The following is a 23,413-nucleotide window of genomic DNA, read 5'->3' on the forward strand; positions in this document are numbered from 1 at the left end:
TGTGTTGTCCTCTTCAGGCAGCCGTTGACGATTCGAGGAAGTCCTGAGCGAAGCGCTGCAGCACGCCGCCCGCTTCGTAGATCGAAACTTCTTCTGCGGTGTCAAGGCGGCAAGTCACGGGTACTTCCACGCGCTCGCCGTTCTTGCGGTTGATGACCAGCGTCAGCGTCGTGCGCGGCGTACGCTCACCAATCACGTCGAAGGTTTCGGTACCGTCGATGTTCAAGGTGATGCGGTTGACACCGGGCTTGAACTCCAGCGGCAGCACGCCCATGCCGACCAGGTTGGTGCGGTGGATACGCTCAAAGCCTTCCGCCACGATGGCTTCCACGCCTGCCAGGCGTACGCCTTTGGCGGCCCAGTCACGTGAGGAGCCCTGGCCGTAATCGGCGCCGGCAATCACGATCAGCGGCTGCTTGCGCTCCATGTAGATCTCGATGGCTTCCCACATGCGGCTGACCGTGCCTTCCGGTTCCATGCGCGTCAGCGAGCCCGCTTTCACTTTGCCGTTTTCCATCACCATTTCGTTCTTCAGGGTCGGATTGGCGAAGGTGGCGCGTTGAGCGGTGAGGTGATCGCCGCGATGGGTGGCGTAGGAGTTGAAGTCTTCCTCAGGCAAGCCCATCTTCGCCAGGTACGCACCCGCTGCGCTATCAAGCATGATGGCATTCGATGGCGACAGATGGTCGGTAGTAATGTTATCGCCCAACACCGCCAGCGGCCGCATGCCTTTCATCGTACGTTCACCAGCCAATGCGCCTTCCCAATACGGCGGGCGACGGATATAGGTAGTCTGCGGACGCCAGTCGTACAGCGGGCTGACTTTCTCGCCGTTATCGGCGACCACGGCAAACATCGGTTCGTAGACCTTGCGGAACAACTCCGGCTTGACGCTGGAGGCGACGATGGCATCGATTTCCTCATCGGACGGCCAGATGTCTTTCAAGGTCACGGGATGACCATCGGCATCGATGCCCAGGATATCTTTCTCGATGTCGAAACGGATGGTGCCTGCTATGGCGTAGGCCACCACCAACGGCGGCGAGGCCAGGAAGGCTTGCTTGGCGTAAGGGTGGATACGGCCGTCGAAGTTTCGGTTGCCCGAGAGGACAGCAGTAGCGTACAGATCGCGCTCCACTACTTCCTTCTGGATAACCGGATCCAGTGCGCCGCTCATCCCGTTGCAGGTAGTACAGGCAAACGCCACTACTCCGAAGCCCAGTGTTTCCAGTTCCGGCATCAGCCCGGCAGCTTCCAGGTACAGTGCAACCGCCTTCGAACCTGGCGCCAGCGAGCTTTTCACCCACGGCTTGCGAGTGAGGCCACGAGTATTCGCGTTGCGCGCCAGCAGGCCGGCGGCGATCATGTTGCGCGGATTGTTAGTGTTGGTGCAGCTGGTGATGGCGGCGATGATCACGGCGCCGTCTGGCATCAGGCCTGGCTCATTCTCTACCTTGCCGCTGATGCCGCGGGCGGCCAGTTCGGAAGTCGGCACGCGATTGTGCGGGTTAGACGGTCCGGCAATGTTACGCACCACGGAAGACAGGTCGAACTTGATGACGCGTTCGTACTCGGCGTGCTTCAGAGTGTCGGCCCAGAGACCGGTTTCCTTGGCGTAGATTTCCACCAGCTTGACCAGTGCATCATCGCGGCCGGTGAGTTTCAGGTATTTGATGGTTTGCTCGTCGATGTAAAACATCGCAGCAGTGGAGCCGAACTCCGGCGCCATGTTGGAAATGGTTGCGCGGTCGCCCAGCGTCAGGTGGGAGGCACCCTCACCGTAGAATTCGAGATAGGAGGAGACAACCTTCTGCGCACGCAGAAACTCGGTCAGCGCCAGCACGATATCGGTCGCAGTGATACCCGGCTGCGGCTTGCCGCTCAGCTCAACGCCGATGATGTCCGGCAGGCGCATCCAAGAGGCGCGGCCCAGCATCACGCTTTCTGCTTCCAGGCCGCCGACACCAATGGCGATCACGCCCAGCGCATCCACCATCGGCGTGTGACTGTCGGTGCCGACCAGGGTATCCGGGAAAGCGACGCCATCTTTCACCTGCACCACCGGCGACATGCGCTCGAGGTTGATCTGATGCAGGATGCCGTTACCCGGCGGGATCACGTCGACGTTCTTGAACGCCTTCTTGGTCCAGTTGATGAAATCGAAGCGGTCTTCGTTACGACGGTCTTCGATGGCGCGGTTCTTGCCGAACGCATCCGGATCGAAACCGCCACACTCAACCGCCAGCGAGTGGTCCACCACCAGTTGTGTCGGCACAACCGGATTGACCAGTGCCGGATCTCCGCCCTGAGCGGCGATCGCATCGCGCAGGCCGGCGAGATCGACCAGTGCGGTCTGGCCCAGGATGTCATGGCACACCACACGCGCCGGGAACCATGGGAAATCCAGGTCGCGCTTGCGCTCGATGAATTGTTTCAGGGAGTCGGTCAGGGTCGCGGGGTCGCAACGGCGCACGAGGTTTTCGGCCAGCACGCGCGAGGTGTACGGCAGCTTGTCGTAGGCGCCAGGCTGGATGGCGTCAACCGCGGCACGCGTGTCGAAAAAATCCAGCTTGGTGCCAGGAAGGGGTTTGCGGTTTGCTGTGTTCATGGCTCAGTCAAGAAAGGGGTAATAGTCGGGCTCAGGCTTTACTGTACTTAAGGACCATAACGAACCGTACGGCCCGTCATGGTCCTTGAGCGATTAGCGTTTGCCGATCGGTACAAACTCCAGATTATCCGGACCGACATAATTAGCCGACGGGCGAATGATCTTGTTATCGATACGCTGCTCGATCACGTGCGCGGCCCAGCCGGACGTACGGGAAATCACGAACAGCGGTGTAAACATCGCGGTCGGCACACCCATCATATGGTACGAAACGGCCGAGAACCAGTCCAGGTTCGGGAACATTTTCTTGACTTCCCACATCACCGACTCCAGGCGCTCGGCGATGTCGAACATCGCAGTCGAGCCCGCTTCCGACGACAACTTGCGCGCCACTTCCTTGATGACCTTGTTGCGCGGATCCGATACGGTATAGACAGGGTGGCCGAAACCGATCACCACTTCCTTGTTCTCTACCCGGCTGCGGATATCGGCTTCTGCTTCATCCGGATTGTCGTAACGCTTTTGGATTTCCAACGCCACTTCATTCGCGCCGCCGTGTTTCGGACCGCGCAAGGCGCCGATTGCGCCGGTGATTGCAGAGTAAAAATCCGAGCCTGTACCGGCAATCACGCGGCTGGTAAAGGTGGATGCATTGAATTCGTGTTCCGCGTACAGGATCAGCGAAACGTGCATCGCTTTTACCCATGAGTCCGATGGCTTCACGCCATGCAGCAGGTGCAGGAAATGGCCGCCGATGGAGTCGTCGTCGGTTTCGACTTCGATGCGCTTGCCATTGGTACTGAAGTGATACCAGTACAGCAGCATGGAGCCGAACGACGCCATCAGGCGGTCGGCGATGTCGCGTGCGCCTGGCGCATTGTGGTCATCTTTCTCAGGCAGCGTGCAGCCCAGCACCGAGACGCCGGTGCGCATCACGTCCATCGGATGCGATGCGGCAGGCAACGCTTCCAGCGCGGCCTTGACGCTGGCTGGCAAGCCGCGCAAGGATTTCAACTTGGTCTTGTAACCCTTGAGTTCAGCGGCAGTCGGCAACTTGCCGTGCACCAGCAGATAAGCGATTTCCTCGAATTCGCAAGTATCGGCGATATCCAGGATGTCATAACCACGGTAATGCAGGTCGTTGCCGGTTTTACCGACGGAACACAGCGCAGTGTTACCTGCGGTCACGCCGGACAGTGCGACGGATTTTTTTGGTTTGAAACTAGTTACTTGTGCTTCACTCATTTTTGTCTCCTGACGGAAAGGAATAGGTATAACGGGTATGTCTTAAATACGGATGTCTTATTTCTTCTGGGCTGCAAACAGGGCATCCAGATGCTGTTCGAAATCGTGATAGTTGATGCGGTCATACAATTCCATGCGTGTCTGCATGGTATCGACCACGTTCTTTTGCGTGCCGTCGCGGCGGATTGCGTTGTACACGTTTTCGGCGGCCTTGTTCATTGCGCGGAAGGCAGACAGCGGATACAGCACCAGGCCGACATCGGCTGATTTCAACTCTTCTACCGTAAACAACGGTGTGGAACCGAATTCGGTGATGTTGGCCAGTACCGGCACCTTGACGGCAGCGGCAAACTGTTTATACATCGCCAGCTCGGTAATCGCTTCCGGGAAGATCATGTCGGCGCCGGCTTCGACGCAGGCCATCGCGCGATCCAGCGCCGATTCCAGCCCTTCCACTGCGAGCGCATCGGTGCGCGCCATGATCACGAAATTGTCGTCGGTGCGGGCATCGACTGCAGCCTTGATACGGTCGACCATTTCCTGCTTGCTTACAATTTCCTTGTTCGGACGATGGCCGCAGCGCTTGGCGCCGACCTGGTCTTCGATGTGGATTGCTGCCGCGCCGAACTTGATCATCGATTTGACGGTACGGGCTACATTGAAGGCGCTGGCGCCGAAACCGGTATCCACGTCGACCAGCAAAGGCAGGTCGCAGACATCCGTGATGCGTCGCACGTCGGTCAGCACGTCGTCCAGATTGGAGATGCCGAGGTCGGGCAAGCCGAGCGAACCGGCCGCGACGCCGCCGCCGGACAGGTAAATCGCCTTGAAACCGGCGCGCTTGGCCAGCAATGCGTGATTTGCGTTGATCGCACCGATCACTTGCAACGGGGATTCTTCTTGCATCGCCTTGCGGAAAGCCGCGCCTGCGGAATGTTGACTCATATCTTCTCCTGATGGATTGCTAATTTGTTTCATGCAGACGTCTGCATCGGGACTTTCCCTTTATAGAGCAATCGCTGTGCCACGCGGTGAAGCACGGCCAGATAAATTTGCGAAAAATATAAATTATTCAATAAAATCAATAAGATACAAATAAAAATTGGCACAGGAAAAATTCATCCGGCATCAAAATAAACAACGAAATTGTTTCAATTGATGTTACATTGATGCATATTGAAACACATCTGTTACGTATATTTGAAACATGCAACATCCACCTCCCGCCCGACGTAAGGCCGGCGAAGCCGGCGACCCCAACCAAAAGCCCGTAATCTGGACTGTCTCGGTCTCACGCCTGTCCGACCTGTTTCGCGACATTACACTGGAATACGACGACCGCGCGATTATCGAACCCATTGATCTGGGATTCGACGAAGCCGCACGCTACATCCGGGAACGGATGGAAACCGAGCGCTGCGACGCGGTGATCTCCGCCGGCTCCAACGGCGCCTATCTGAAAAGCCGGTTATCGGTCCCGGTCGTCATCGCCAAGGCCAGCGGCTTCGACGTGCTGCAGGCATTGTCGCGCGCGCGCCAGATCACGCCCGATATCGGCATCATCACTTACCAGTCCACGATGCCGGCGCTCAAGGAATTCCAGAATGCATTCGGCATCAATATCCAGCAACGCGACTACGCGACCGAAGAAGATGCGCGGGCACAAATCAATGAACTCAAGGCCAGCGGCGTCAAGGCGATTGTCGGCGCCGGCCTGATCACCGACCTGGCCGAAGAAGCCGGGCTGGCCGCGGTATTCGTCTATTCCGCCGCATCGATCCGCCAGGCTTTCGACGACGCGCTGGAAATCGCGCGGTTGACTCAACTCGAATCGAACCGCAGCCACAGCCGTAGTCCGCCGCTGGCCGACACGCTGCGCGCCAAGCATGGCCTCAACGATTTGCGCGGCGATTCGCCGATGATGGAAACCCTGCGCCAGTCGATCGTACTGTATGCCAAATCGCAGGCCACTGTGCTGATCCAGGGCGAAACCGGCACCGGCAAGGAACTGGTCGCGCAAGCGATTCACCGCGAGAATCCGCGCGCGCTCATCGGCAATAAACCGTTTGTCGCAGTCAACTGCGGTGCGATTGCAGAATCGCTGCTGGAATCAGAACTGTTCGGCTATGAAGAAGGCGCATTCACCGGTTCGCGTCGCGGCGGCCACGCCGGCCTGTTCGAAGCGGCCCATCGCGGCACGCTGTTCCTCGATGAAATCGGCGAAATGCCGCTGGCGCTGCAGACGCGCTTGCTGCGGGTGCTGGAAGAACGCGAAGTGGTACGGGTTGGCGGTACGAGGCCGATTGCGGTTGATGTGCGCATCATCAGCGCCACCCATTGCGACCTGGAACAGCGGGTACGCGAAGGCCGTTTCCGCGCCGACCTGTTTTATCGCCTGGCGGTATTGAGGCTGACGCTGGCGCCGTTGCGCGAACGCCCGGAAGACCTGATCGCGCTGGCCGAATGGTGCCTGAAAAAGGCGCTGGCCGCCCTTGGCGCCCGCCCGCACCCGAATCTGCATGCTGAAATCGTCGCTTGCGCCCCCCTGCTCGGCGCCTATGCCTGGCCGGGCAATGCGCGCGAGGTACGTAACCTGATGGAAAGGCTGGCGCTGTTCCTGGCGGCTGAACCGCTGCAGGCATTGTCGCCGGCCTTCATCCTCAGTGTTGCGCCGGAATTTGCCCAGGTAACGATGCCAATGCCCGGAATCGCGCAGGTAACCACAAGCGCCGCACCGCCGACCGTAGAGAGCATCGCGCAAGTATTGGCCCGTTTCGGTGGCAACCGCGAAGCAGCAGCCAAACATCTCGGCATCAGCCGTACCACGCTATGGCGCAAGATCAGGAATCAATGATCAACGGCAATAAGGATTTCAGGTGCGATTAATTGGAATGCAAGGGAGAATATTGACATGCGCCAAAGAGAAGCCGCATGGATAAAGACTTTGAAATGGTGGGAAGTACAAGTTTCGAACTTGTGACCTATCGCGTGTGAGGCGATCGCTCTACCCCTGAGCTAACCTCCCGGAGAGGTCGCTATTATGGCATAAAATTTCCGGTAAATAAAGCAGGTGCTGAGACGATTTGACCCACTCCCCTCCAGCCCCTGCTCCGCCAGCCTTATTGGCGCTTGGCTTCCAGCACCCCTTTTACGTCGCGAATCACGGTCAGGGCTTTTTGCAGCTGGGCAGTGGAAGCGATTTCCGCAGTGAACGCCATCCGCGCATGGGCCTTGGCACTTTGGGTGCTGACGCCGATGACGTTGATTTTTTCACGTAAAAACACTTCCGAGATATCCCGCAGCAGGCCTTGGCGATCGCTGGCAAGCACGAAGATATCCACCGGATAGACGGTTTCCGCTTCGGGCGCACCCCAAGTGGTCTGGATCACGCGCTCTGGCGCCTTGACGCGCATTTCGGCGAAGTTCTTGCAATTTTCGCGATGGATCGACACGCCTTTGCCGCGCGTGATGAAACCGACCACCGGATCCGGCGGCGCCGGCTTGCAACACTTGGCCAGTTGCGTCATCAAACCATCGGTGCCTACCACCAGCACCCCAGACTTGCCGCCATGCGCCACGCTTGAGGCGCGGCTCTTGCGGGTAATCGCCGCTTCTTCCAGTTCGCTGCTGTGCTCGACCGGCCTGGTGCCGTCATCGTGCAAGGCTTGTTCTACATGGCGCAGGCTGAATTCATCCTTGCCCAACGCCAGCAGCAGATCTTCCAGCTTGGCAAACTCAAGCTTGCGCGCCAGTTCTTCCAGGTTGACTGCGGTCTTACCTTCGCGCTGCAAGGTCTTGTCCAGCATGCTGCGGCCGGTGGCCAGAGTCTCTTGCTGCTCGATTGCGTTGAACCAGGCCCGTACCTTGGAACGGGTGCGAGCGCTGGCGGCGTAGCCCGGAGTCAGCCAGTCGCGTGAGGGACCGGCGCCGCCGGGAGCGTTTTTGGCGGTAATGATCTCTACCGTCTGGCCGTTCTTCAACGGCGTATTCAACGGCACCATGACGCCATCGACACGCGCGCCGCGGCAGCGATGTCCGACATCGGTATGCAGGTAGTAGGCAAAATCGATGGGCGTAGCGCCGCTAGGCAGTTCGATCACGCGGGCTTGCGGCGTCAACACGTAGATGTGGTCGTTGAGCGTGGCTTGCTTGAGCTTTTCCAGCCATTCGCGGCGGCTGTCTTCATGTTCGACAACCGCATCCACCACTTCGCTTTTCCAGGCCAGCAATTGACGCAGCCAGGCGATTTTTTCGTCGTATTTCTGCGCCGAGAAATTGGAGCCGCCGGCTTCCTTGTAGCGCCAGTGGGCGGCCACCCCGTATTCGGCGAAATGGTGCATTTCATTGGTGCGGATCTGCACTTCGAGCGCCCGATCATCGTCGGCCGTTACCACCGTGTGCAGGGATTGGTAGCCGTTTTGCTTGGGGCGTGAAATGTAGTCGTCGAATTCTTTCGGGATCGGAATCCAGATGTTGTGGACGATGCCGAGCACGGTATAGCAAGTCTTGACGTCATCGACAATCACACGGAATGCGCGGACGTCATACAGCTCCGAAAAATCGAGTTCCTTGCCTTGCATCTTGTTCCAGATGCTGTAGATGTGCTTGGGCCGGCCTGACACTTCGGCCTTGATGTCGGCCGCTGCCAGTTCGCTGCGCAAACGCGTGATCGCGGCATCGACAAAACCTTCGCGTTCGATGCGCCGCTCTTCCAGCATCTTGGCGATGCGCTTGTAAGTCACCGGATCGATGAAGCGGAACGACAGGTCTTCCAGCTCCCACTTGAGCTGCCAGATCCCGAGCCGGTTGGCCAGCGGCGCGTACAAATCCAGCGTCTCGCGTGCGTACTGGCTGGTGCGCGCGTTTTCCATCTTGTGCTCGGAAAAATAGCGCAGCGTAGTTACCCGCGAAGCCAGCCGCACCAGCACCACGCGCATGTCGGTCGCCATTGCCAGCAACATCTTGCGCAAGGTTTCCACCTGGCTGGCGGCCTGTTGCGCGGCATTTTTTCCGCGCATGACTTCTTGCGGCAAGCCGAAGGTAAATCCATGCAACCGCATCAGCTGCCGGACACCGCCTACCAGGTCCGAGATTTCCTTGCCGAATCGCTGTTCGATCGTGTCGGCATAACTGGCATCCAGCAAAGGCAATTCGAACAGCAAGGCTGCGATCCGGGTTTCGACGTCGGTATCGAGCACGGCCAGTATGCTGGCTACACCTTGCGAGAAATCGAGTGTACTCTGGCCGGTAGCGATGAAGTTATCGGCATACAGCGGTTCGACAAAAGCCAGGGCGTCGAGCACGCGCGCGCTATCCACGGCACTCAAGCCGGCGGTGCACTGCTGGATTTGCGAAGCGCGTTGTGTTGCAGTGAGCGAAACCATGCTTACATCTTTATTTTTGTGCTGCGACCACGATAATTTCTATCAGGATTTCCGGACGGGCCAGCTTGGCTTCCACCGTCGCTCGTGGTGGCGCATTGCCGGCCGACACCCATGTATCCCACACCGCATTCATGCCATCGAAATCCTTGACGTCGGCCAGGTAGATCTGGCACGACAGGATGTGATGCTTGTCGCTGCCGGCTTCCACCAGCAAACGATCGATATGGGCCAGCGATTCACGCGTCTGGCCTTCGATGTTCTGGGTTGTATCTTCTGCCAGTTGGCCAGCCAGGTAAACGGTGCCGTTGTGGATGGCGACTTCTGAAAGTCTCTTGCCGACATGCAGGCGTTGGATAGCCATAATTCGTCTCCTGAATTTAAAAAAACTTAAGCAATAACAAATCAGCCGATCAGAAAATCGGTGACAACTTTTATCTGGTCGGTATGCAGGAAGGTCGGTGCGTGGCCAACGCCAGCCAACTCAACCAGCTTCGCCTTCGGCCCGCTTTCCGTCATCAGACGAGCGGTCTCCGCCGACAGCAAATCGGATTCGGCGCCACGCACCAGCAAGGTCGGGCAAGTAATCGACTGGTACGCTTTCCACAACAGCGTTTCCGACAGCTTGAAGGTTTCCGGACTGGTCGAGATGAATGGCTGGGCCAGTTTCAAATCGTAATGACGGATCCATTGCCCTTCCTCATTCTGGCGTAAGACATCGCTAGCCAGCTTATGCCACTCGATGTCGGTGTGCGGGCCGAACGATGCCGAGATGGCGCGAATATAGGCCGCAGCCTCGTCAAATGTGGCGAAGCGCATGTCGGCGCCGATATACAGGCCGATACGCCCCATCGCCTCTGGATTCAGGCTGGGGCCGACATCGTTCAATACCATCTTGCGCAGCGGATTTTCCGGTAACGAAGCCAGTCCGATACCGATCAGGCCGCCCATCGAAGTGCCGACCAGATCGACGGTTTCGGCATTCAGCCGCGCCAGCAAAGTCACCACGTCGTTCAGGTATTGCGGCAACACATAGTATTGCGGATCGCGCAGCCAGTCGGAGCGGCCGCGGCCGACCACATCCGGGCAGATTACGCGATAGGTGTCGCACATGGCGCGCGCCAGCTGATCGAAATCGTCCGAGACGCGAGTCACGCCATGCAGGCATAACAACACATTGGGATTGTGCGGATCGCCCCACTCCTGGTAAGCCATCTTGTGCAAACCGGCGGGCGAAATACATTGGACAGTCTTGTGCGCGGCTATGGTCATTGCGATCCCGTTTCGGTAAAGACTTGATGGATGCGGCAAGCAAAGCTGAGGAAAACTTTATGTTTTGCTTTGCGTATAAACAACATCTTATCGCATATGCGGGTACCCTTGCACGTTACCTCACGCAGAACTGCCCGAAATGGCAGTTGTCGATTAAATACGATCGCCTTTCAACCGGCTTCCGCGGGCAAAAAAAAACGGCGTTTGACACTCGGTGCCAAACGCCGCTTGATCACCGCAAATTTCAGTGCAGTGCGCTCAGATCCAACGGTGCACCGGTTTGCGCAACGATATCTTGCTGGCTGACGCCCGGCGCCAGTTCGACCACCTTCAAGCCTTGCGGCGTCACATCCAGCACGCCGAGATCGGTGATGATGCGATTAACGACGCCAACGCCGGTCAGCGGCAAGTTGCAGGCATCGAGAATCTTGTGCGAGGTGGAGCCATCCTTGGCCTTGGCAACGTGTTCCATCAACACCACCACCCTGCCGACACCAGCCACCAGATCCATCGCGCCGCCCATGCCTTTGACCATCTTGCCGGGGATCATCCAGTTCGCCAGATCGCCATTCCTGGAGACCTGCATCGCGCCGAGTATGGCGATGTTGATTTTGCCGCCGCGTATCATGGCGAACGAATCCGCCGAACTGAAATACGACGATCCGGGCAACGAAGTTACAGTCTGCTTGCCTGCATTGATCAGGTCGGGATCGACCGCATCGTCGGTCGGGAACGGGCCGATGCCCAGCAAGCCGTTTTCCGACTGCAGCCAGACTTCAATCTCTTGCGGCACATGGTTCGCCACCAGCGTCGGCAAGCCGATCCCCAGGTTGACGTAAAACCCGTCCTGCAATTCCTTTGCCGCCCGCGCGGCCATTTCATCACGTGTCCATGCCATGGTGTTCTCCGTATTTTCTTGTGTTGTTCGCTAGCTTATGCCGTTCGTTATGCTGGACGAACCGTGCGCTGTTCGATCCGCTTTTCCGGCGTCGCATTAACCACGATGCGATGGACGAATATGCCGGGCGTATGCACCTGATCCGGATCGATCTCGCCGACCTCCACCAGATGCTCGACCTCCACCACGGTGATTTTCCCTGCCATCGCCACGTTCGGATTGAAGTTGCGGGCAGTCTTGTTGAACACCAGGTTGCCGCTGCGATCTGCCTTGTAGGCTTTGACCAACGAGATGTCAGCCACCAGCGAACGCTCCATCACATATTTAGCGCCATCGAACTCGCGGATTTCCTTGCCCTCGGCGACCAGGGTACCGACGCCGGTTTTAGTGAAAAATGCCGGGATGCCAGCACCGCCGGCACGCAGCTTTTCCGCCAGCGTACCTTGCGGCGTAAATTCAAGCTCCAGCTCGCCTGCCAGGTATTGCCGCTCGAATTCTTTGTTCTCGCCGACATAAGAGGCGATCATTTTCTTGATCTGGCGGGTAACCAGCAGTTGCCCGAGGCCGAAGCCGTCGACACCCGCATTGTTCGAGATGGCTGTCAGGTTTTGCACGCCGGAATTGCGCAGCGCCAGGATCAGTGCCTCTGGAATGCCGCACAGGCCGAAACCGCCTACAGCGATGGTCTGGCCATCCTTGACTATGCCGGCCAACGCGCTTGCCGCGTCAGGATAAACTTTGTTCATACCGATGTCTCCTGTTTGTGTAAACTCGCACTATTATTGCTTTAGGTTCAGTCTGTTAGGATATGACGAAGTGATGCTTCCAACAATACCGTAAAAATACGAATTTCGAGCATACTGGCGAATTGCCGCCGGTATGGTGCAACTGTGTAACCAACATCTGACTGATTCATCAAGTGCCCTTGCCTAATATTGCTGTCGATTATGCTTCCATTTTTGCCCACGCGCCGATAGGCATGTGCGTCTCCGAACGCCGCATCATGCAGGTGTGCAACCTGGCATTGGCGAAAATGTTCGGTTACCAGCCTGGCGAGCTGAACGGCCAGTCGTTTCAGGTTCTGTATCCGACGCAGGACGAATTTGAACGCACCGGCGCCCGTATCGTGCCGATCATGAATGCCAAGGGAATCTATTCCGACGAAAGAATCATGCGGCGCGCCAACGGCGAGTTGTTCTGGTGCCATGTCACGGGCCACGCGCTGGTGCGGGAAGACACGCACGCTGCAGGCATCTGGACTTTTGAAGATTTGAGTGAAAAGCGCCGGGCTTCGGCCACCCTCTCGCCACGCGAGCGGGAGATTGCGGCGTTGCTGGTGGAAGGCAAGACCAGCAAGCTGATCGGCAAGCAGATCGGACTGAGCCCGCGCACGGTGGAAATGCACAGGGCCAATCTCATGAAGAAGTTCACGGCATCGACTTCCAGCGAACTGGTGCACCGCCTGCTGGGGATCTCCCAAAACGAAGGCGTTTAGAGCCTGATTCTTAAGCCGCGAGCACGGGATTAGTCAGCAGCTGACGCAGGTCATCAGGCAGAGGCATGGATTTCTCCAGGTCGAAATCAACCCAGACTATCTTTGCCGTTCCTTCGGCAAACACCACTTCCGGCAAGTCGGCACGGCGGATTTCATAGCTGGCCTCGAAACTCGAGCGGCCGATCGCGCCAATATAGGATTTGACCTCCACGTCGCAGGGATATTTCAATTGTCGCAAGAAACTGCACTGCGCATTGACCAGCACCGGCCCGTGACGCGAGTCAAAGTCGCTGCCTAGCTGCTGCAGCCATTCGATACGCGCCTGCTCCATATAGCGGAAATAAACGGTGTTATTGACGTGGCCGAGCGCATCCATATCGCCCCAGCGCATGGCAATGCGTGTGGTGTGAACGTGTTTTTTGTTTTCCATAGCGTTTACTTTCCTGACTACTCCATTTGGGGGGCTGCAACATGCGAGGAACCCCACTATACTGCCGACGAAACTAGGGCCTGTTAATACCTGATTTGGGAGATGCGTTCAAGCCAAAACGTGTGCTGGCAAGGCGCGTGGCGCAGCTGGGGCTGGTGCCCCAGCAAGCCATGCAACGCGGCCAGCGCACGTTTTGGCTTGAACCCTCCGGGAACGGCTGCAGGCGTCGCATGCCGTTGTTGCTGCTCCTTGCCGTAGTACCGCTACGTCGCGTCGCTGCGCCTAGGCACGCAACGCCTGCCGCGCGTTCGCATTCCCAAATCAGGTATTAACAGGCCCTAGCATTCTGCCGCAAAATCCCCCACAATTAGCACATCCGTTCGAAAATTAATTATAGGTAAAGAGACAATGACTCCAACCCAAGGGCAGAACCAACAGAGCCTCGTCGAGCAATACGGCCCACGCGAAGCCATGGAATATGACGTAGTGGTGGTCGGCGGCGGCCCAGCCGGCCTGGCAGCGGCGATCCGCTTGAAACAGCAAGCCGCCGAACAAGGCCGCGAAGTATCTGTATGCGTCTTGGAAAAAGGCAGCGAAATCGGCGCCCATATCCTCTCCGGCGCAGTGATGGACCCGCAGGCACTGACTGAGCTGCTGCCAGACTGGAAAGAACTGGGCGCGCCGCTGACGACCGAAGTCAGCGAAGACCGCTTCCTGTTCCTGACTGAGAAAAAAGCCTACAAGACGCCTAACTGGCTGCTGCCGGCCTGCTTCCAGAATCATGGCAATTATGTCATCTCGCTGGCGAATGTGGTGCGCTGGCTCGGCCAGCAGGCGGAACTGCTCGGCGTGGAGATTTTCCCGGGCTTCCCGGCAGCCGAAGTGTTGTATAACGACGACGGCTCGGTCAAGGGTGTCGCCACCGGTAATATGGGTGTGGACCGTCATGGCCAGCCGACCGATGCTTTCCAGCTGGGGATGGAACTGCACGCCAAATACACCCTGTTTGCCGAAGGTGCACGTGGTCATCTGGGCAAGCAGTTGATGGCAAAATTCGACTTGAACAAAGATAAAGATCCGCAAACCTACGCTATCGGCATCAAGGAACTGTGGGAAATCGATCCCAAATTGCATAAGCCGGGCCTGGTGGTGCACACCGCAGGCTGGCCGCTGGATACGCAAACCTACGGTGGCTCCTTCCTGTATCACCTGGAAAACAACCAGGTCGCGGTCGGCTACGTGGTCGGCCTGGCTTACGAAAATCCCTACCTGTCGCCTTACGAAGAATTCCAGCGCTACAAAACGCATCCGGAAATCAGCAAGTTTTTCGAAGGTGGCAAGCGTATTTCCTACGGCGCCCGCGCGATTACCGCCGGCGGCCTGCAATCGCTGCCTAAGCTGACCTTCCCTGGCGGCGCCCTCATCGGCTGCGATGCCGGCTTCCTCAACGCCAGCCGCATCAAAGGTAGCCACGCCGCCATCAAGACCGGCATGCTGGCCGCCAACGCCGCGTTTGAAGCCTTGGGTAACAATCGCCAGTTTGATGAATTGACCGCTTATAGCGAAGCATTCGAAAAATCCTGGCTGCATCAGGAACTGCACAAAGCGCGCAACTTCAAACCGTGGATGAGCAAAGGCTTATATCTCGGCACTTTGATGGTCGGTATCGACCAGGTTGTGTTCGGCGGCAAAGCGCCATGGACCTTGCGTCACACCCATGCCGACCATGAATGCCTGAAACCGGCGGCCAACTATGCGCCGATCAAATATCCGAAACCGGATGGCAAGCTGACTTTCGACCGCCTGTCGTCGGTGTTCATTTCCAACACCAACCACGCTGAAGACCAGCCGATTCATCTGACCTTGAAAGATCCGAACGTACCGGTGAATGTCAATCTGCGCGATTATGCCGGCCCGGAAGCGCGTTACTGCCCTGCCGGCGTGTATGAATTCGTGACTAACGAAGACAATACCGAACGTCTGCAAATCAATGCGCAGAATTGCGTGCACTGCAAGACTTGCGATATCAAGGATCCGACGCAGAATATTGTGTGGGTGACGCCGGAAGGTGGCGGCGGGCCGAATTATCCGAATATGTAATTTGCAAAAAAGGCTGCCTGCGCAGCCTTTTTTATGCCTGTCCTTTTGCCAAAAGAACTGAATGCCATCCAACGATTCTTAGGCCAGCTTCCAATTCCCTGCTACGATCTTTTCAAGCCAGAAGGTGCCGATTACCGTCTTGACGTCGGTAACCTTGCCTTCCCTCACCCAGCTCAGCATATCCTCAAGCGGCGCCTTGAACACATCCAGGAATTCACCGTCATCGAGCTTGCGTTCGCCCGCAACCAGGCCGCGCGCCAGGAACAATTCCAGATGCTCGTCGGCATAGGCAATCGCATTGTGAATCGTACAGACATGTTGCCATTCCGTGGCGGTATAACCGGTTTCCTCCAGCAGCTCACGCTTAGCGCAACTCAGGTGATCTTCACCCGGGTCGATTTTCCCGGCCGGATATTCAATGAACACGCGCTCCAGCGGATAGCGGTACTGCCGCTCAAGCAAGACCGTGCCATCTTCAAACAAAGGCAGGATAACCACTGCACCGGGATGCTTGATGTATTCGCGTGTGGTCAGTTTGCCGTCGGGCAGTTGCACCGTATCGCGCTGCACTTTGAGGAAGTGGCCGTCATAGGCTTCAGCGCTGGTGATCCGGGTTTCTTTCAGGTGACGATCCATGCGGGTACTCCGGAGGAAAGAGATGGGCAGACTAGAGAGGGAGATTGTAATGCCTGGAAGCGAAAACGGTGCCGAAGCACCGTTCCACGCTGGCGCTGCTAGTTGCAGCGGTGTTTTTTCAGCGATGTTTTTTCAGATACCGCAATACATAGCCTGGATAGGCCAGTACCAGGAACATGCAGCCGGTAACCGCATAAAATTCCCAGCGTTGCGTGAACGTGTTACCGATATTCGCTTCCAGGACGTAAGCCACTGCGCCAACCAGTGCATACAAGGCCAACAACTCCAGCAGCCGTACCCAGACCGGCTTGAACACAGCCTGGCTCTCGGTGCGGAATTTGAGCGGGATCAGTGCAAACAGCCGTTCATTAAAAAACGGCAGGTTGGCAGCCAGCAGCGCCAACAAAATCACAAACCAGCTGGAGAGGGAAACGTTCACGGAATCAGGACACCACTTTGCCGAGGAACGAAGTCAGCGTCTTCACTATAGCCGTGGTGGTCGCATCCATCAACATGCCGGGCCACAGGCCTAACACCAGTACCGCCATACCGTTCAAGCTGAGCAATACCCGCACATCGAGGTGCGCAACAATCGGCGAGCTATCTTGCGGTTCGTCAAAATACATCAGCTTGATCACGCGCAGATAGTAATAGGCGCCGATCAGGGAGAACACCACGGCGACCACCGCCAGCCACACCTGGCCTGTGCCGAGCACAGCCTGCAGCACGGACAGCTTGGCGTAGAAGCCCATCAGCGGCGGGATCCCTGCCAGCGACAGCATCAGAACCAGCATCACCGCGGCGAACCACGGACTGCGTTGATTCAGGCCTTTGAAGTCGTCCATGCTGTCCGCTTCGAAACCGGAGCGTGACAGCAGCATGATGACACCGAAGGTACCGAGCGTAGTCATCACGTAAGTGATCGAATAGAACAGCGCCGAACTATAGGCATTGGCTGCCGAGAACAGGTTGCCGTCGACCACGCCGGCCAGCAGGCCGAGCAGCATGAAACCCATGTGGGAAATGGTCGAATACGCCAGCATGCGCTTGATGTTGGTCTGTGCAATCGCGGTGATGTTACCGATCGCCATCGACAGCACAGCCAGCACGGTCAGCATTTGCTGCCAGTCGAAAGCCAGCGGCAACAGGGCTTCGATCAGCAGGCGGAAGCAAATCGCAAAAGCCGCCAGCTTAGGAGCGCCGCCCAGCAACAGGGTGACTGCAGTCGGTGAACCTTGATAAACGTCAGGCACCCACATATGGAACGGTACTACGCCAAGCTTGAACGCCAGGCCGGACACAATGAACACCACGCCGAATACCAGCACGGTCGGGTTGATGCCGCCGGAAGATGCAGCGCGGGTGACTTCGACCAGGTCGAGCGAACCGGTAGCGCCGTACAGCATCGACATCCCGTACAGCAGGAAACCGGAAGCCATCGCGCCCAGCACGAAATATTTCATCGCCGCTTCTGTCGCGATAGCGCTATCGCGGCGCAGTGCTACCAGCGCGTACAGCGACAACGACATCAATTCCAGGCCCAGGTAGATGCTGAGGAAGTTACTGCCGGAGATCATTACCATCTGGCCCAGCAAGGCAAACAGCGCCAGAGGGTAGAACTCGCCGCCGAGGTGGCCGCTGACCATGCCGCGTTCGCCCACATAACGACGAGAATACACCAGCGTGATGCCGACTGCGACATAAGAAAACAGCTTCAACAGGCTACTCAGAGGATCCGAGACAAACATGTTATGGAAGGTGTAGACCGTCTCCCCGCTTTGGAAAGCACCCAGCGTCAGTACGAAACACACGGCCAGCACGGCCAGCGTCAGGTAATAGGTGAGATGGCGCTTGGCATCCGAAACGAACATATCGATCAGCAACACGACCGAGGTCGCAATCAGCAGAAAGATTTCCGGATAAACAGGGATCAGATTCATGTTATTCATTTATTTGCCGCTTATTTTTGTGCACTGCACTTCTATCTAGTCAGTTGGGGACCGAATAATCTATCAGTCCCGCAACTCGTCAATTCAACTTGGTGATCGCGACATGCTTCAGCAGATCGGCTACCGATACTTGCATCGCATCGGTGAACGGCGCCGGATACACGCCCATCGCGATGACGGCAATCGCCAACACACCCAGCATGAAGAACTCACGTTTGTTCAGGTCCAGCATTTCTTTCACGTGCGAATTGGTCACCGCGCCGAACACCACGCGCTTGACCAGCCACAACGAGTACGCAGCACCCAGGATCAATGCGGTTGCAGCCAGCAGGCCGATCCAGAAATTGAACTTCACCGCGCCCAGGATAACCATGAACTCGCCAACGAAACCGGAGGTGCCTGGCAGACCGGAATTAGCCAGCGAGAACAACACGAACAACGCAGCGAAACGCGGCATGACGTTGACCACACCGCCGTACGCGGCGATCTCACGCGTATGCATGCGGTCATACAGCACGCCGATACACAGGAACATTGCACCGGATACAAAACCGTGCGAGATCATTTGCACGATACCGCCCTGCAAGCCGATGTCGTTGAAAATGAAAAAGCCGAGGGTGACGAAACCCATGTGGGCAATCGACGAATAGGCGATCAGCTTTTTCATGTCGTTCTGCACCATCGCCACCAGGCCGATATAGATCACGGCGATCAGCGACAGGGTAATGATGAAACCGGCCAGGTAGTGGCTGGCGTCAGGTGTGATCGGCAGCGAGAAACGCAGGAAACCGTAACCGCCCAGCTTCAGCATGATTGCCGCCAGTACTACCGAACCACCAGTTGGCGCTTCGACGTGGGCGTCCGGCAACCAGGTATGCACCGGCCACATCGGCACCTTGACGGCAAACGCCATCAGGAACGCCAGGAAAATCAGGATCTGCGCGGTCATCGGCAGCGGCAACTGATGCCAGGTCAGGATTTCGAAACTGCCGCCCGACTGGAAGTACAGGTACAGCAATGCAACCAGCATCAACAGCGAACCCATCAGCGTGTACAGGAAGAACTTGATCGCTGCGTAGACACGGTTGGTGCCGCCCCAGACACCGACGATGATAAACATCGGGATCAGCGTCGCTTCGAAGAATACGTAGAACAGCATGCCGTCCAGTGCGCAAAAAACACCGATCATCACGCCCGACAGGATCAGGAAAGCGCCCATGTATTGCGCGACTTTCTTCTCGATCACTTGCCAGGCGGAGATCACCACCATCACGGTAATGAAAGCCGTCAGCGGGATGAACCACAGCGAAATGCCGTCGATACCCAGGTAATAATTGATGTTGAAGCGGTCGATCCAGGCGGCCTTTTCAACAAATTGCATGCCGTGGAAACCGTTATCGAACTGGCTCACGAGCGGCAAGGTCACCACGAAGCTGACCAATGCGCCTAGCAGCGAAAGCCAACGCACCAGGGTTGGATTATCGTCGCGGCCCACTGCCAGGACGAGGATACCGAACGCGACCGGACACCAGATCGCGAGGCTGAGAAGAGGGAAAGTTGACTGCATCATATTTATTATTTATCTACCTTGCTGAGTTTGCCGAGTTTGCTGAATTTGCTTTAGCTGCTTATTTGGCAAACGGGAACGGCATGAACCAAACCAGGAAACCCAGCACGCCGATAATCATCACGAACGCATAGTGATATATGTATCCGGACTGCCAGAGACGGGTAATTTTCGAGAACCAGTTGACTGCCTTGGCGCTGCCATTGACGACCAGGCCGTCGATCAGGCCACGGTCGCCGGCGTTCCACAGGCCGCGACCCAACATGCGGGCGCCACCGGCGAACACCACATCGTTGAACTTGTCCATATAGTACTTATTGTCGAGCAACGTGAAGATCGGCAGGAACTTCTGCTTGATCGCTGCCGGCAGACGCGGATTGACCATGTAGCAGTAATACGCCGACGCTACGCCGGCAATCGCCAGCCACAACGGTGCCGAGCTGAATGCATGCGCGACCATGCCGGCCGGGCCATGGAAGTCATTGCGCAGCTCTTCCATTGCATGGTGCGCCTCATTGACGAAAATCACATTCTTGAAGAAGGTGCCGAACAGCATTGGCTCGATTGCGAAGAAGCCGATGATGGCGGATGGAATCGCCAGCAGGATCAGCGGCAAAGTCACCACCCAAGGCGACTCTTGCGGCTTCTGGCCAGGCGCCAGGCCGTGATGCTCGTGCTCTTCTTCATCGTGATGATCGTCATGGACGCCGTGTGCATCGTGCGCACCGTGTGAAGCATGCGCATCGTTGGCGGCATATGCTGCATGTTGATCGTGTCCATGATGGTCGTCATGTGCCTTGCCGAAGCGCTCTTCGCCATGGAACACCATGAAATACATGCGGAACGAATAGAAAGCCGTGACAAACACGCTTGCCAGCACTGCAAAGTAAGCAAAGCCGGAACCGAACAGCGTCGATGCGTGGGCCGCTTCGATGATGCTGTCCTTCGAATAGAAACCGGAGAAGAACGGTGTGCCGATCAATGCCAGCGAACCGACCAGCGAAGTGATCCAGGTGATCGGCATGTATTTACGCAGGCCGCCCATGTTGCGCATGTCTTGATCGTGATGCAGGCCGATGATGACCGAACCGGCGCCAAGGAACAGCAAGGCCTTGAAGAACGCATGCGTCATCAGATGGAACACTGCCACCGAGTATGCCGAGGCGCCCAGCGCCACGGTCATGTAGCCGAGCTGCGACAAGGTCGAGTAAGCCACTACGCGTTTGATGTCTGTCTGGATAACGCCGAGGAAACCCATGAACAAGGCAGTAATCGAGCCGATGATCAGGATGAACGACAACGCAGTGTCGGACAACTCGAACAGCGGCGACATGCGTGTCACCATGAAGATGCCGGCGGTCACCATGGTCGCGGCGTGGATCAGTGCGGAAATCGGGGTCGGGCCTTCCATCGAATCCGGCAGCCAGACGTGCAACGGGAACTGGGCCGACTTACCCATGGCGCCGATGAACAGGCAGATACAGGCTACGGTAAGCAACATCCAGTCGCTGCCCGGCAGGGTCAGTTGCGCCAGCGCGCCACTTTGCGCGAATACTTCGGTGTAGTTCATCGAGCCGGAATACGCCAGCAGCAAACCGATACCGAGGATGAAACCGAAGTCGCCGACCCGGTTGACCAGGAACGCTTTCATGTTGGCGAAAATCGCTGTCGGACGGGTGTACCAGAAACCGATCAGCAGATATGACACCAGGCCCACCGCTTCCCAGCCGAAAAACAGCTGCAGGAAGTTGTTGCTCATGACCAGCATCAGCATCGAGAACGTGAACAGAGAGATATAAGCGAAGAAACGGTTATAACCCTCGTCGTCTTTCATGTAGCCGATGGTATAGATATGCACCATCAGCGAGACAAAGGTCACCACGCACATCATCATCGCGGTCAGGCTGTCGACCAGGAAGCCGATCTCCAGCTTGACGCCGCCTACCGTCATCCAGGTGTACAAGGTACCGTTGAACGTGGCGCCGTCGATCACCTGCAGCAAGGTCTGCACGGAAATGATCAGGGCGATCAGCACGCCCAGGATCGTCACCGTGTGCGAGGTCTTGCGACCGACCAGGTTGCCGAAGAATTTGGTACCGAATAAGCCCGCGATCGCAGCGCCAGCCAGAGGCGCCAACGGTACGGCAAGAAGTAATTGTGGGTTAAGTTGCCCCGCCATGATGAACCTTATCTTTATTCGTTATGTGTCTGTGTATTCTTTATCTGCCTATCCCGGCAAGCCCGAGCTTGCCAGGACAAACCGCTTAGCCCTTAAGGCTGTCCAGATCTTCCACGTTGATGGTGTCCAGGTTACGGAACAACGCCACCAGGATCGCCAGGCCAATCGCCGATTCGGCAGCTGCTACGGTAAGGATAAAGAAAACGAAAATCTGTCCGGCCGCATCACCCAGGTAATACGAAAAGGCGATGAAGTTCATGTTCACCGCCAACAACATCAATTCGATTGCCATCAGCAATACGATGAGGTTTTTGCGGTTCAGGAAAATACCGACGATACCGATCGAAAACAGGATCGCGCCAAGGATCAGATAGTGAGCGAGCGAAAGTGCCATATTGCGTCCTTGTTATTTTTGTGGTGCCGCTGGTGCCGGCGGATTGGCTGGAGTGGCTGGCGCAACCGGGTCGACCTTGGCTTCCGATTTCATCTTCACGATGCGAACCCGGTCGGTGCTCTTGACCTTGACTGCAGCAGAAGGTGAGAAATACTTGGTGTCTTTGCGGCGGCGCAACGTCAGGGCGACGGCGGCGACAATCGCCACCAGCAGCACGACGGCGGCAATTTCAAAGGCGTACACGTATTCGGTGTAGATCAGCATACCCAGCGCCTTGGTGCTGCCGATATTGGCGGAGGCCGCAGGAACGTCGGCATCGGAACCTTGGAAACCGTGAAATATGACAGCAGCCATTTCCAGCACGATGACCGTGCCGACTGTCGCCGCCACCGGGAAGTACCCCCAGAATCCTTCTCGCATCTTGTCCAGGTTGATATCCAGCATCATCACCACGAACAAGAACAGCACCATCACCGCGCCGACATACACCAGCACCAGCACGATGGACAGGAACTCCGCTTTCAACAGCATCCAGATACCGGCCGCGGAGAAAAACGACAACACCAGGAACAGCGCTGCATGCACCGGGTTGCGTGCGGTAATTACGCGTAAGGCGGCGATTAGCAGCACCACCGAAAACGCGTAGAACAAGAAGGTCTTAAATTCCATAATGGCCTATAAACAAATTGTGGGATGGCATTTGAGACACGCCAAGGCTAACCTTGTGTCTACCCTGCACCGTCCCCAACTAATCAAACAATTAGCGGTATGCAGCATCCGCTGCGCGTGCCGCAGCAATTTCAGGTTCGTAACGATCACCCACCGCCAGCAGCATTTCCTTGGTGTAGTACAGGTCGCCACGTTTTTCACCGTGATATTCCAGGATGTGGGTCTCGACGATCGAATCGACCGGGCAAGACTCTTCGCAGAAACCGCAGAAAATACACTTGGTCAGATCGATATCGTAGCGCGTGGTGCGGCGCGAACCGTCTTCACGCTGCTCGGACTCGATCGTGATCGCCATTGCCGGGCAAACCGCTTCACACAATTTGCAGGCGATGCAACGCTCTTCACCGTTCGGGTAGCGACGCAACGCATGCAACCCACGAAAACGTGGCGATTGCGGCGTCTTCTCTTCCGGGAACAGCACCGTAATCTTGCGTGCGAACAGGTAGCGGCCTGTCAGCCGCAGTCCTTTGAGCAACTCCAGCAGCATTAAACTGCCGAAAAAATCCTTGATGGCTTCCATTTACACTAAA

Annotated in this window: 20 protein-coding genes and 1 tRNA gene; 3 read left to right on the top strand and 18 right to left on the bottom strand. The window is 57.0% G+C overall.

Going from position 1 to position 23,413, the window contains the following annotated elements; genetic code table 11:
* Positions 1-13: 13 nt before the first annotated feature.
* The 3 genes from acnD to prpB all read right to left on the bottom strand — a co-directional run bounded on the left by acnD (position 14) and on the right by prpB (position 4,798).
* On the bottom strand, positions 14-2,608 hold the full coding sequence (gene acnD / locus BM205_RS10250) for a Fe/S-dependent 2-methylisocitrate dehydratase AcnD (RefSeq protein ID WP_092414400.1): 2,595 nt from the start codon (positions 2,606-2,608) through the stop codon (positions 14-16).
* A gap of 93 nt (positions 2,609-2,701) precedes the next feature.
* On the bottom strand, positions 2,702-3,853 hold the full coding sequence (gene prpC / locus BM205_RS10255; RefSeq protein ID WP_092414401.1) for a bifunctional 2-methylcitrate synthase/citrate synthase: 1,152 nt from the start codon (positions 3,851-3,853) through the stop codon (positions 2,702-2,704).
* 57 nt (positions 3,854-3,910) lie between these two features.
* On the bottom strand, positions 3,911-4,798 hold the full coding sequence (gene prpB, locus BM205_RS10260; RefSeq protein WP_092414402.1) for a methylisocitrate lyase: 888 nt from the start codon (positions 4,796-4,798) through the stop codon (positions 3,911-3,913).
* Between the two features lie 262 nt (positions 4,799-5,060).
* Here prpB and prpR point away from each other — a divergent pair, with 262 nt between their 5' ends.
* Positions 5,061-6,707, top strand: a complete 1,647-nt coding sequence (gene prpR / locus BM205_RS10265) for a propionate catabolism operon regulatory protein PrpR (RefSeq protein WP_092414403.1) — start codon at positions 5,061-5,063, stop codon at positions 6,705-6,707.
* A 96-nt stretch (positions 6,708-6,803) separates the two neighbouring features.
* Here prpR and BM205_RS10270 read toward each other — a convergent pair.
* From BM205_RS10270 to BM205_RS10295, 6 genes are all read right to left on the bottom strand, one after another.
* Positions 6,804-6,878 (bottom strand) — tRNA-Val (locus BM205_RS10270).
* Positions 6,879-6,972: 94 nt separating this feature from the next.
* Complete coding sequence (locus BM205_RS10275) at positions 6,973-9,237, bottom strand: RelA/SpoT family protein (RefSeq protein ID WP_092414404.1); 2,265 nt, start codon at positions 9,235-9,237, stop codon at positions 6,973-6,975.
* A gap of 10 nt (positions 9,238-9,247) precedes the next feature.
* Entirely contained in the window at positions 9,248-9,598 is a 351-nt protein-coding gene (locus BM205_RS10280; protein ID WP_092414405.1) for a RidA family protein, read from the bottom strand.
* Between the two features lie 41 nt (positions 9,599-9,639).
* On the bottom strand, positions 9,640-10,506 hold the full coding sequence (locus tag BM205_RS10285; RefSeq protein ID WP_092414406.1) for an alpha/beta fold hydrolase: 867 nt from the start codon (positions 10,504-10,506) through the stop codon (positions 9,640-9,642).
* A gap of 244 nt (positions 10,507-10,750) precedes the next feature.
* A complete protein-coding gene (locus BM205_RS10290) occupies positions 10,751-11,404 on the bottom strand; it encodes a 3-oxoacid CoA-transferase subunit B (protein ID WP_092414407.1) in 654 nt (217 codons plus the stop codon).
* A 47-nt stretch (positions 11,405-11,451) separates the two neighbouring features.
* The gene (locus BM205_RS10295; protein WP_092414408.1) at positions 11,452-12,150 is read right to left on the bottom strand and encodes a CoA transferase subunit A; all 699 of its coding nucleotides are present in this window, start codon (positions 12,148-12,150) and stop codon (positions 11,452-11,454) included.
* A 173-nt stretch (positions 12,151-12,323) separates the two neighbouring features.
* On the opposite strand from BM205_RS10295, the gene BM205_RS10300 reads away from it, so the two are divergent.
* The gene (locus BM205_RS10300; RefSeq protein WP_092414409.1) at positions 12,324-12,899 is read left to right on the top strand and encodes a LuxR C-terminal-related transcriptional regulator; all 576 of its coding nucleotides are present in this window, start codon (positions 12,324-12,326) and stop codon (positions 12,897-12,899) included.
* Positions 12,900-12,909: 10 nt separating this feature from the next.
* On the opposite strand, the gene BM205_RS10305 is transcribed toward BM205_RS10300, so the two are convergent.
* A complete protein-coding gene (locus BM205_RS10305; RefSeq protein ID WP_092414410.1) occupies positions 12,910-13,329 on the bottom strand; it encodes an acyl-CoA thioesterase in 420 nt (139 codons plus the stop codon).
* 408 nt (positions 13,330-13,737) lie between these two features.
* Between BM205_RS10305 and BM205_RS10315 the strand changes: the two genes are divergently transcribed.
* Positions 13,738-15,429: an electron transfer flavoprotein-ubiquinone oxidoreductase gene (locus tag BM205_RS10315; RefSeq protein WP_092414412.1), complete on the top strand. Its 1,692-nt coding sequence runs from the start codon at positions 13,738-13,740 to the stop codon at positions 15,427-15,429.
* 78 nt (positions 15,430-15,507) lie between these two features.
* Here the strand turns inward: BM205_RS10315 and BM205_RS10320 are convergent, their stop codons facing one another.
* The 8 genes from BM205_RS10320 to nuoI all read right to left on the bottom strand — a co-directional run bounded on the left by BM205_RS10320 (position 15,508) and on the right by nuoI (position 23,403).
* Complete coding sequence (locus tag BM205_RS10320) at positions 15,508-16,065, bottom strand: NUDIX domain-containing protein (RefSeq protein WP_092414413.1); 558 nt, start codon at positions 16,063-16,065, stop codon at positions 15,508-15,510.
* Between the two features lie 118 nt (positions 16,066-16,183).
* Entirely contained in the window at positions 16,184-16,504 is a 321-nt protein-coding gene (locus tag BM205_RS10325; RefSeq protein WP_092414414.1) for a DUF2818 family protein, read from the bottom strand.
* Between the two features lie 4 nt (positions 16,505-16,508).
* A complete protein-coding gene (gene nuoN / locus BM205_RS10330; RefSeq protein ID WP_092414415.1) occupies positions 16,509-18,014 on the bottom strand; it encodes an NADH-quinone oxidoreductase subunit NuoN in 1,506 nt (501 codons plus the stop codon).
* A gap of 79 nt (positions 18,015-18,093) precedes the next feature.
* Complete coding sequence (locus BM205_RS10335) at positions 18,094-19,584, bottom strand: NADH-quinone oxidoreductase subunit M (protein WP_092414416.1); 1,491 nt, start codon at positions 19,582-19,584, stop codon at positions 18,094-18,096.
* 58 nt (positions 19,585-19,642) lie between these two features.
* A complete protein-coding gene (gene nuoL / locus BM205_RS10340) occupies positions 19,643-21,760 on the bottom strand; it encodes an NADH-quinone oxidoreductase subunit L (RefSeq protein ID WP_092414417.1) in 2,118 nt (705 codons plus the stop codon).
* 85 nt (positions 21,761-21,845) lie between these two features.
* Positions 21,846-22,154 carry an NADH-quinone oxidoreductase subunit NuoK gene (gene nuoK, locus BM205_RS10345; RefSeq protein ID WP_092414418.1) on the bottom strand — a complete coding sequence of 103 codons (309 nt, stop codon included), beginning with the start codon at positions 22,152-22,154 and terminating at the stop codon, positions 21,846-21,848.
* A gap of 12 nt (positions 22,155-22,166) precedes the next feature.
* On the bottom strand, positions 22,167-22,823 hold the full coding sequence (locus tag BM205_RS10350) for an NADH-quinone oxidoreductase subunit J (protein WP_092414419.1): 657 nt from the start codon (positions 22,821-22,823) through the stop codon (positions 22,167-22,169).
* 91 nt (positions 22,824-22,914) lie between these two features.
* Positions 22,915-23,403, bottom strand: a complete 489-nt coding sequence (nuoI, locus tag BM205_RS10355; protein WP_092414420.1) for an NADH-quinone oxidoreductase subunit NuoI — start codon at positions 23,401-23,403, stop codon at positions 22,915-22,917.
* Positions 23,404-23,413: the final 10 nt, after the last annotated feature.

The organism is Collimonas sp. OK307 (assembly GCF_900113705.1).
GTDB lineage: Bacteria > Pseudomonadota > Gammaproteobacteria > Burkholderiales > Burkholderiaceae_D > Collimonas.

What these genes read in the sequence shown, in the direction of transcription:
- acnD (WP_092414400.1), bottom strand. Translation starts at nt 2,608, where the DNA reads ATGAACACAGCAAACCGCAAACCCCTTCCTGGCACCAAGCTGGATTTT.
- prpC (WP_092414401.1), bottom strand. Translation starts at nt 3,853, where the DNA reads ATGAGTGAAGCACAAGTAACTAGTTTCAAACCAAAAAAATCCGTCGCA.
- prpB (WP_092414402.1), bottom strand. Translation starts at nt 4,798, where the DNA reads ATGAGTCAACATTCCGCAGGCGCGGCTTTCCGCAAGGCGATGCAAGAA.
- prpR (WP_092414403.1), top strand. Translation starts at nt 5,061, where the DNA reads ATGCAACATCCACCTCCCGCCCGACGTAAGGCCGGCGAAGCCGGCGAC.
- BM205_RS10275 (WP_092414404.1), bottom strand. Translation starts at nt 9,237, where the DNA reads ATGGTTTCGCTCACTGCAACACAACGCGCTTCGCAAATCCAGCAGTGC.
- BM205_RS10280 (WP_092414405.1), bottom strand. Translation starts at nt 9,598, where the DNA reads ATGGCTATCCAACGCCTGCATGTCGGCAAGAGACTTTCAGAAGTCGCC.
- BM205_RS10285 (WP_092414406.1), bottom strand. Translation starts at nt 10,506, where the DNA reads ATGACCATAGCCGCGCACAAGACTGTCCAATGTATTTCGCCCGCCGGT.
- BM205_RS10290 (WP_092414407.1), bottom strand. Translation starts at nt 11,404, where the DNA reads ATGGCATGGACACGTGATGAAATGGCCGCGCGGGCGGCAAAGGAATTG.
- BM205_RS10295 (WP_092414408.1), bottom strand. Translation starts at nt 12,150, where the DNA reads ATGAACAAAGTTTATCCTGACGCGGCAAGCGCGTTGGCCGGCATAGTC.
- BM205_RS10305 (WP_092414410.1), bottom strand. Translation starts at nt 13,329, where the DNA reads ATGGAAAACAAAAAACACGTTCACACCACACGCATTGCCATGCGCTGG.
- BM205_RS10315 (WP_092414412.1), top strand. Translation starts at nt 13,738, where the DNA reads ATGACTCCAACCCAAGGGCAGAACCAACAGAGCCTCGTCGAGCAATAC.
- BM205_RS10320 (WP_092414413.1), bottom strand. Translation starts at nt 16,065, where the DNA reads ATGGATCGTCACCTGAAAGAAACCCGGATCACCAGCGCTGAAGCCTAT.
- nuoN (WP_092414415.1), bottom strand. Translation starts at nt 18,014, where the DNA reads ATGAATAACATGAATCTGATCCCTGTTTATCCGGAAATCTTTCTGCTG.
- BM205_RS10335 (WP_092414416.1), bottom strand. Translation starts at nt 19,584, where the DNA reads ATGATGCAGTCAACTTTCCCTCTTCTCAGCCTCGCGATCTGGTGTCCG.
- nuoL (WP_092414417.1), bottom strand. Translation starts at nt 21,760, where the DNA reads ATGGCGGGGCAACTTAACCCACAATTACTTCTTGCCGTACCGTTGGCG.
- nuoK (WP_092414418.1), bottom strand. Translation starts at nt 22,154, where the DNA reads ATGGCACTTTCGCTCGCTCACTATCTGATCCTTGGCGCGATCCTGTTT.
- BM205_RS10350 (WP_092414419.1), bottom strand. Translation starts at nt 22,823, where the DNA reads ATGGAATTTAAGACCTTCTTGTTCTACGCGTTTTCGGTGGTGCTGCTA.
- nuoI (WP_092414420.1), bottom strand. Translation starts at nt 23,403, where the DNA reads ATGGAAGCCATCAAGGATTTTTTCGGCAGTTTAATGCTGCTGGAGTTG.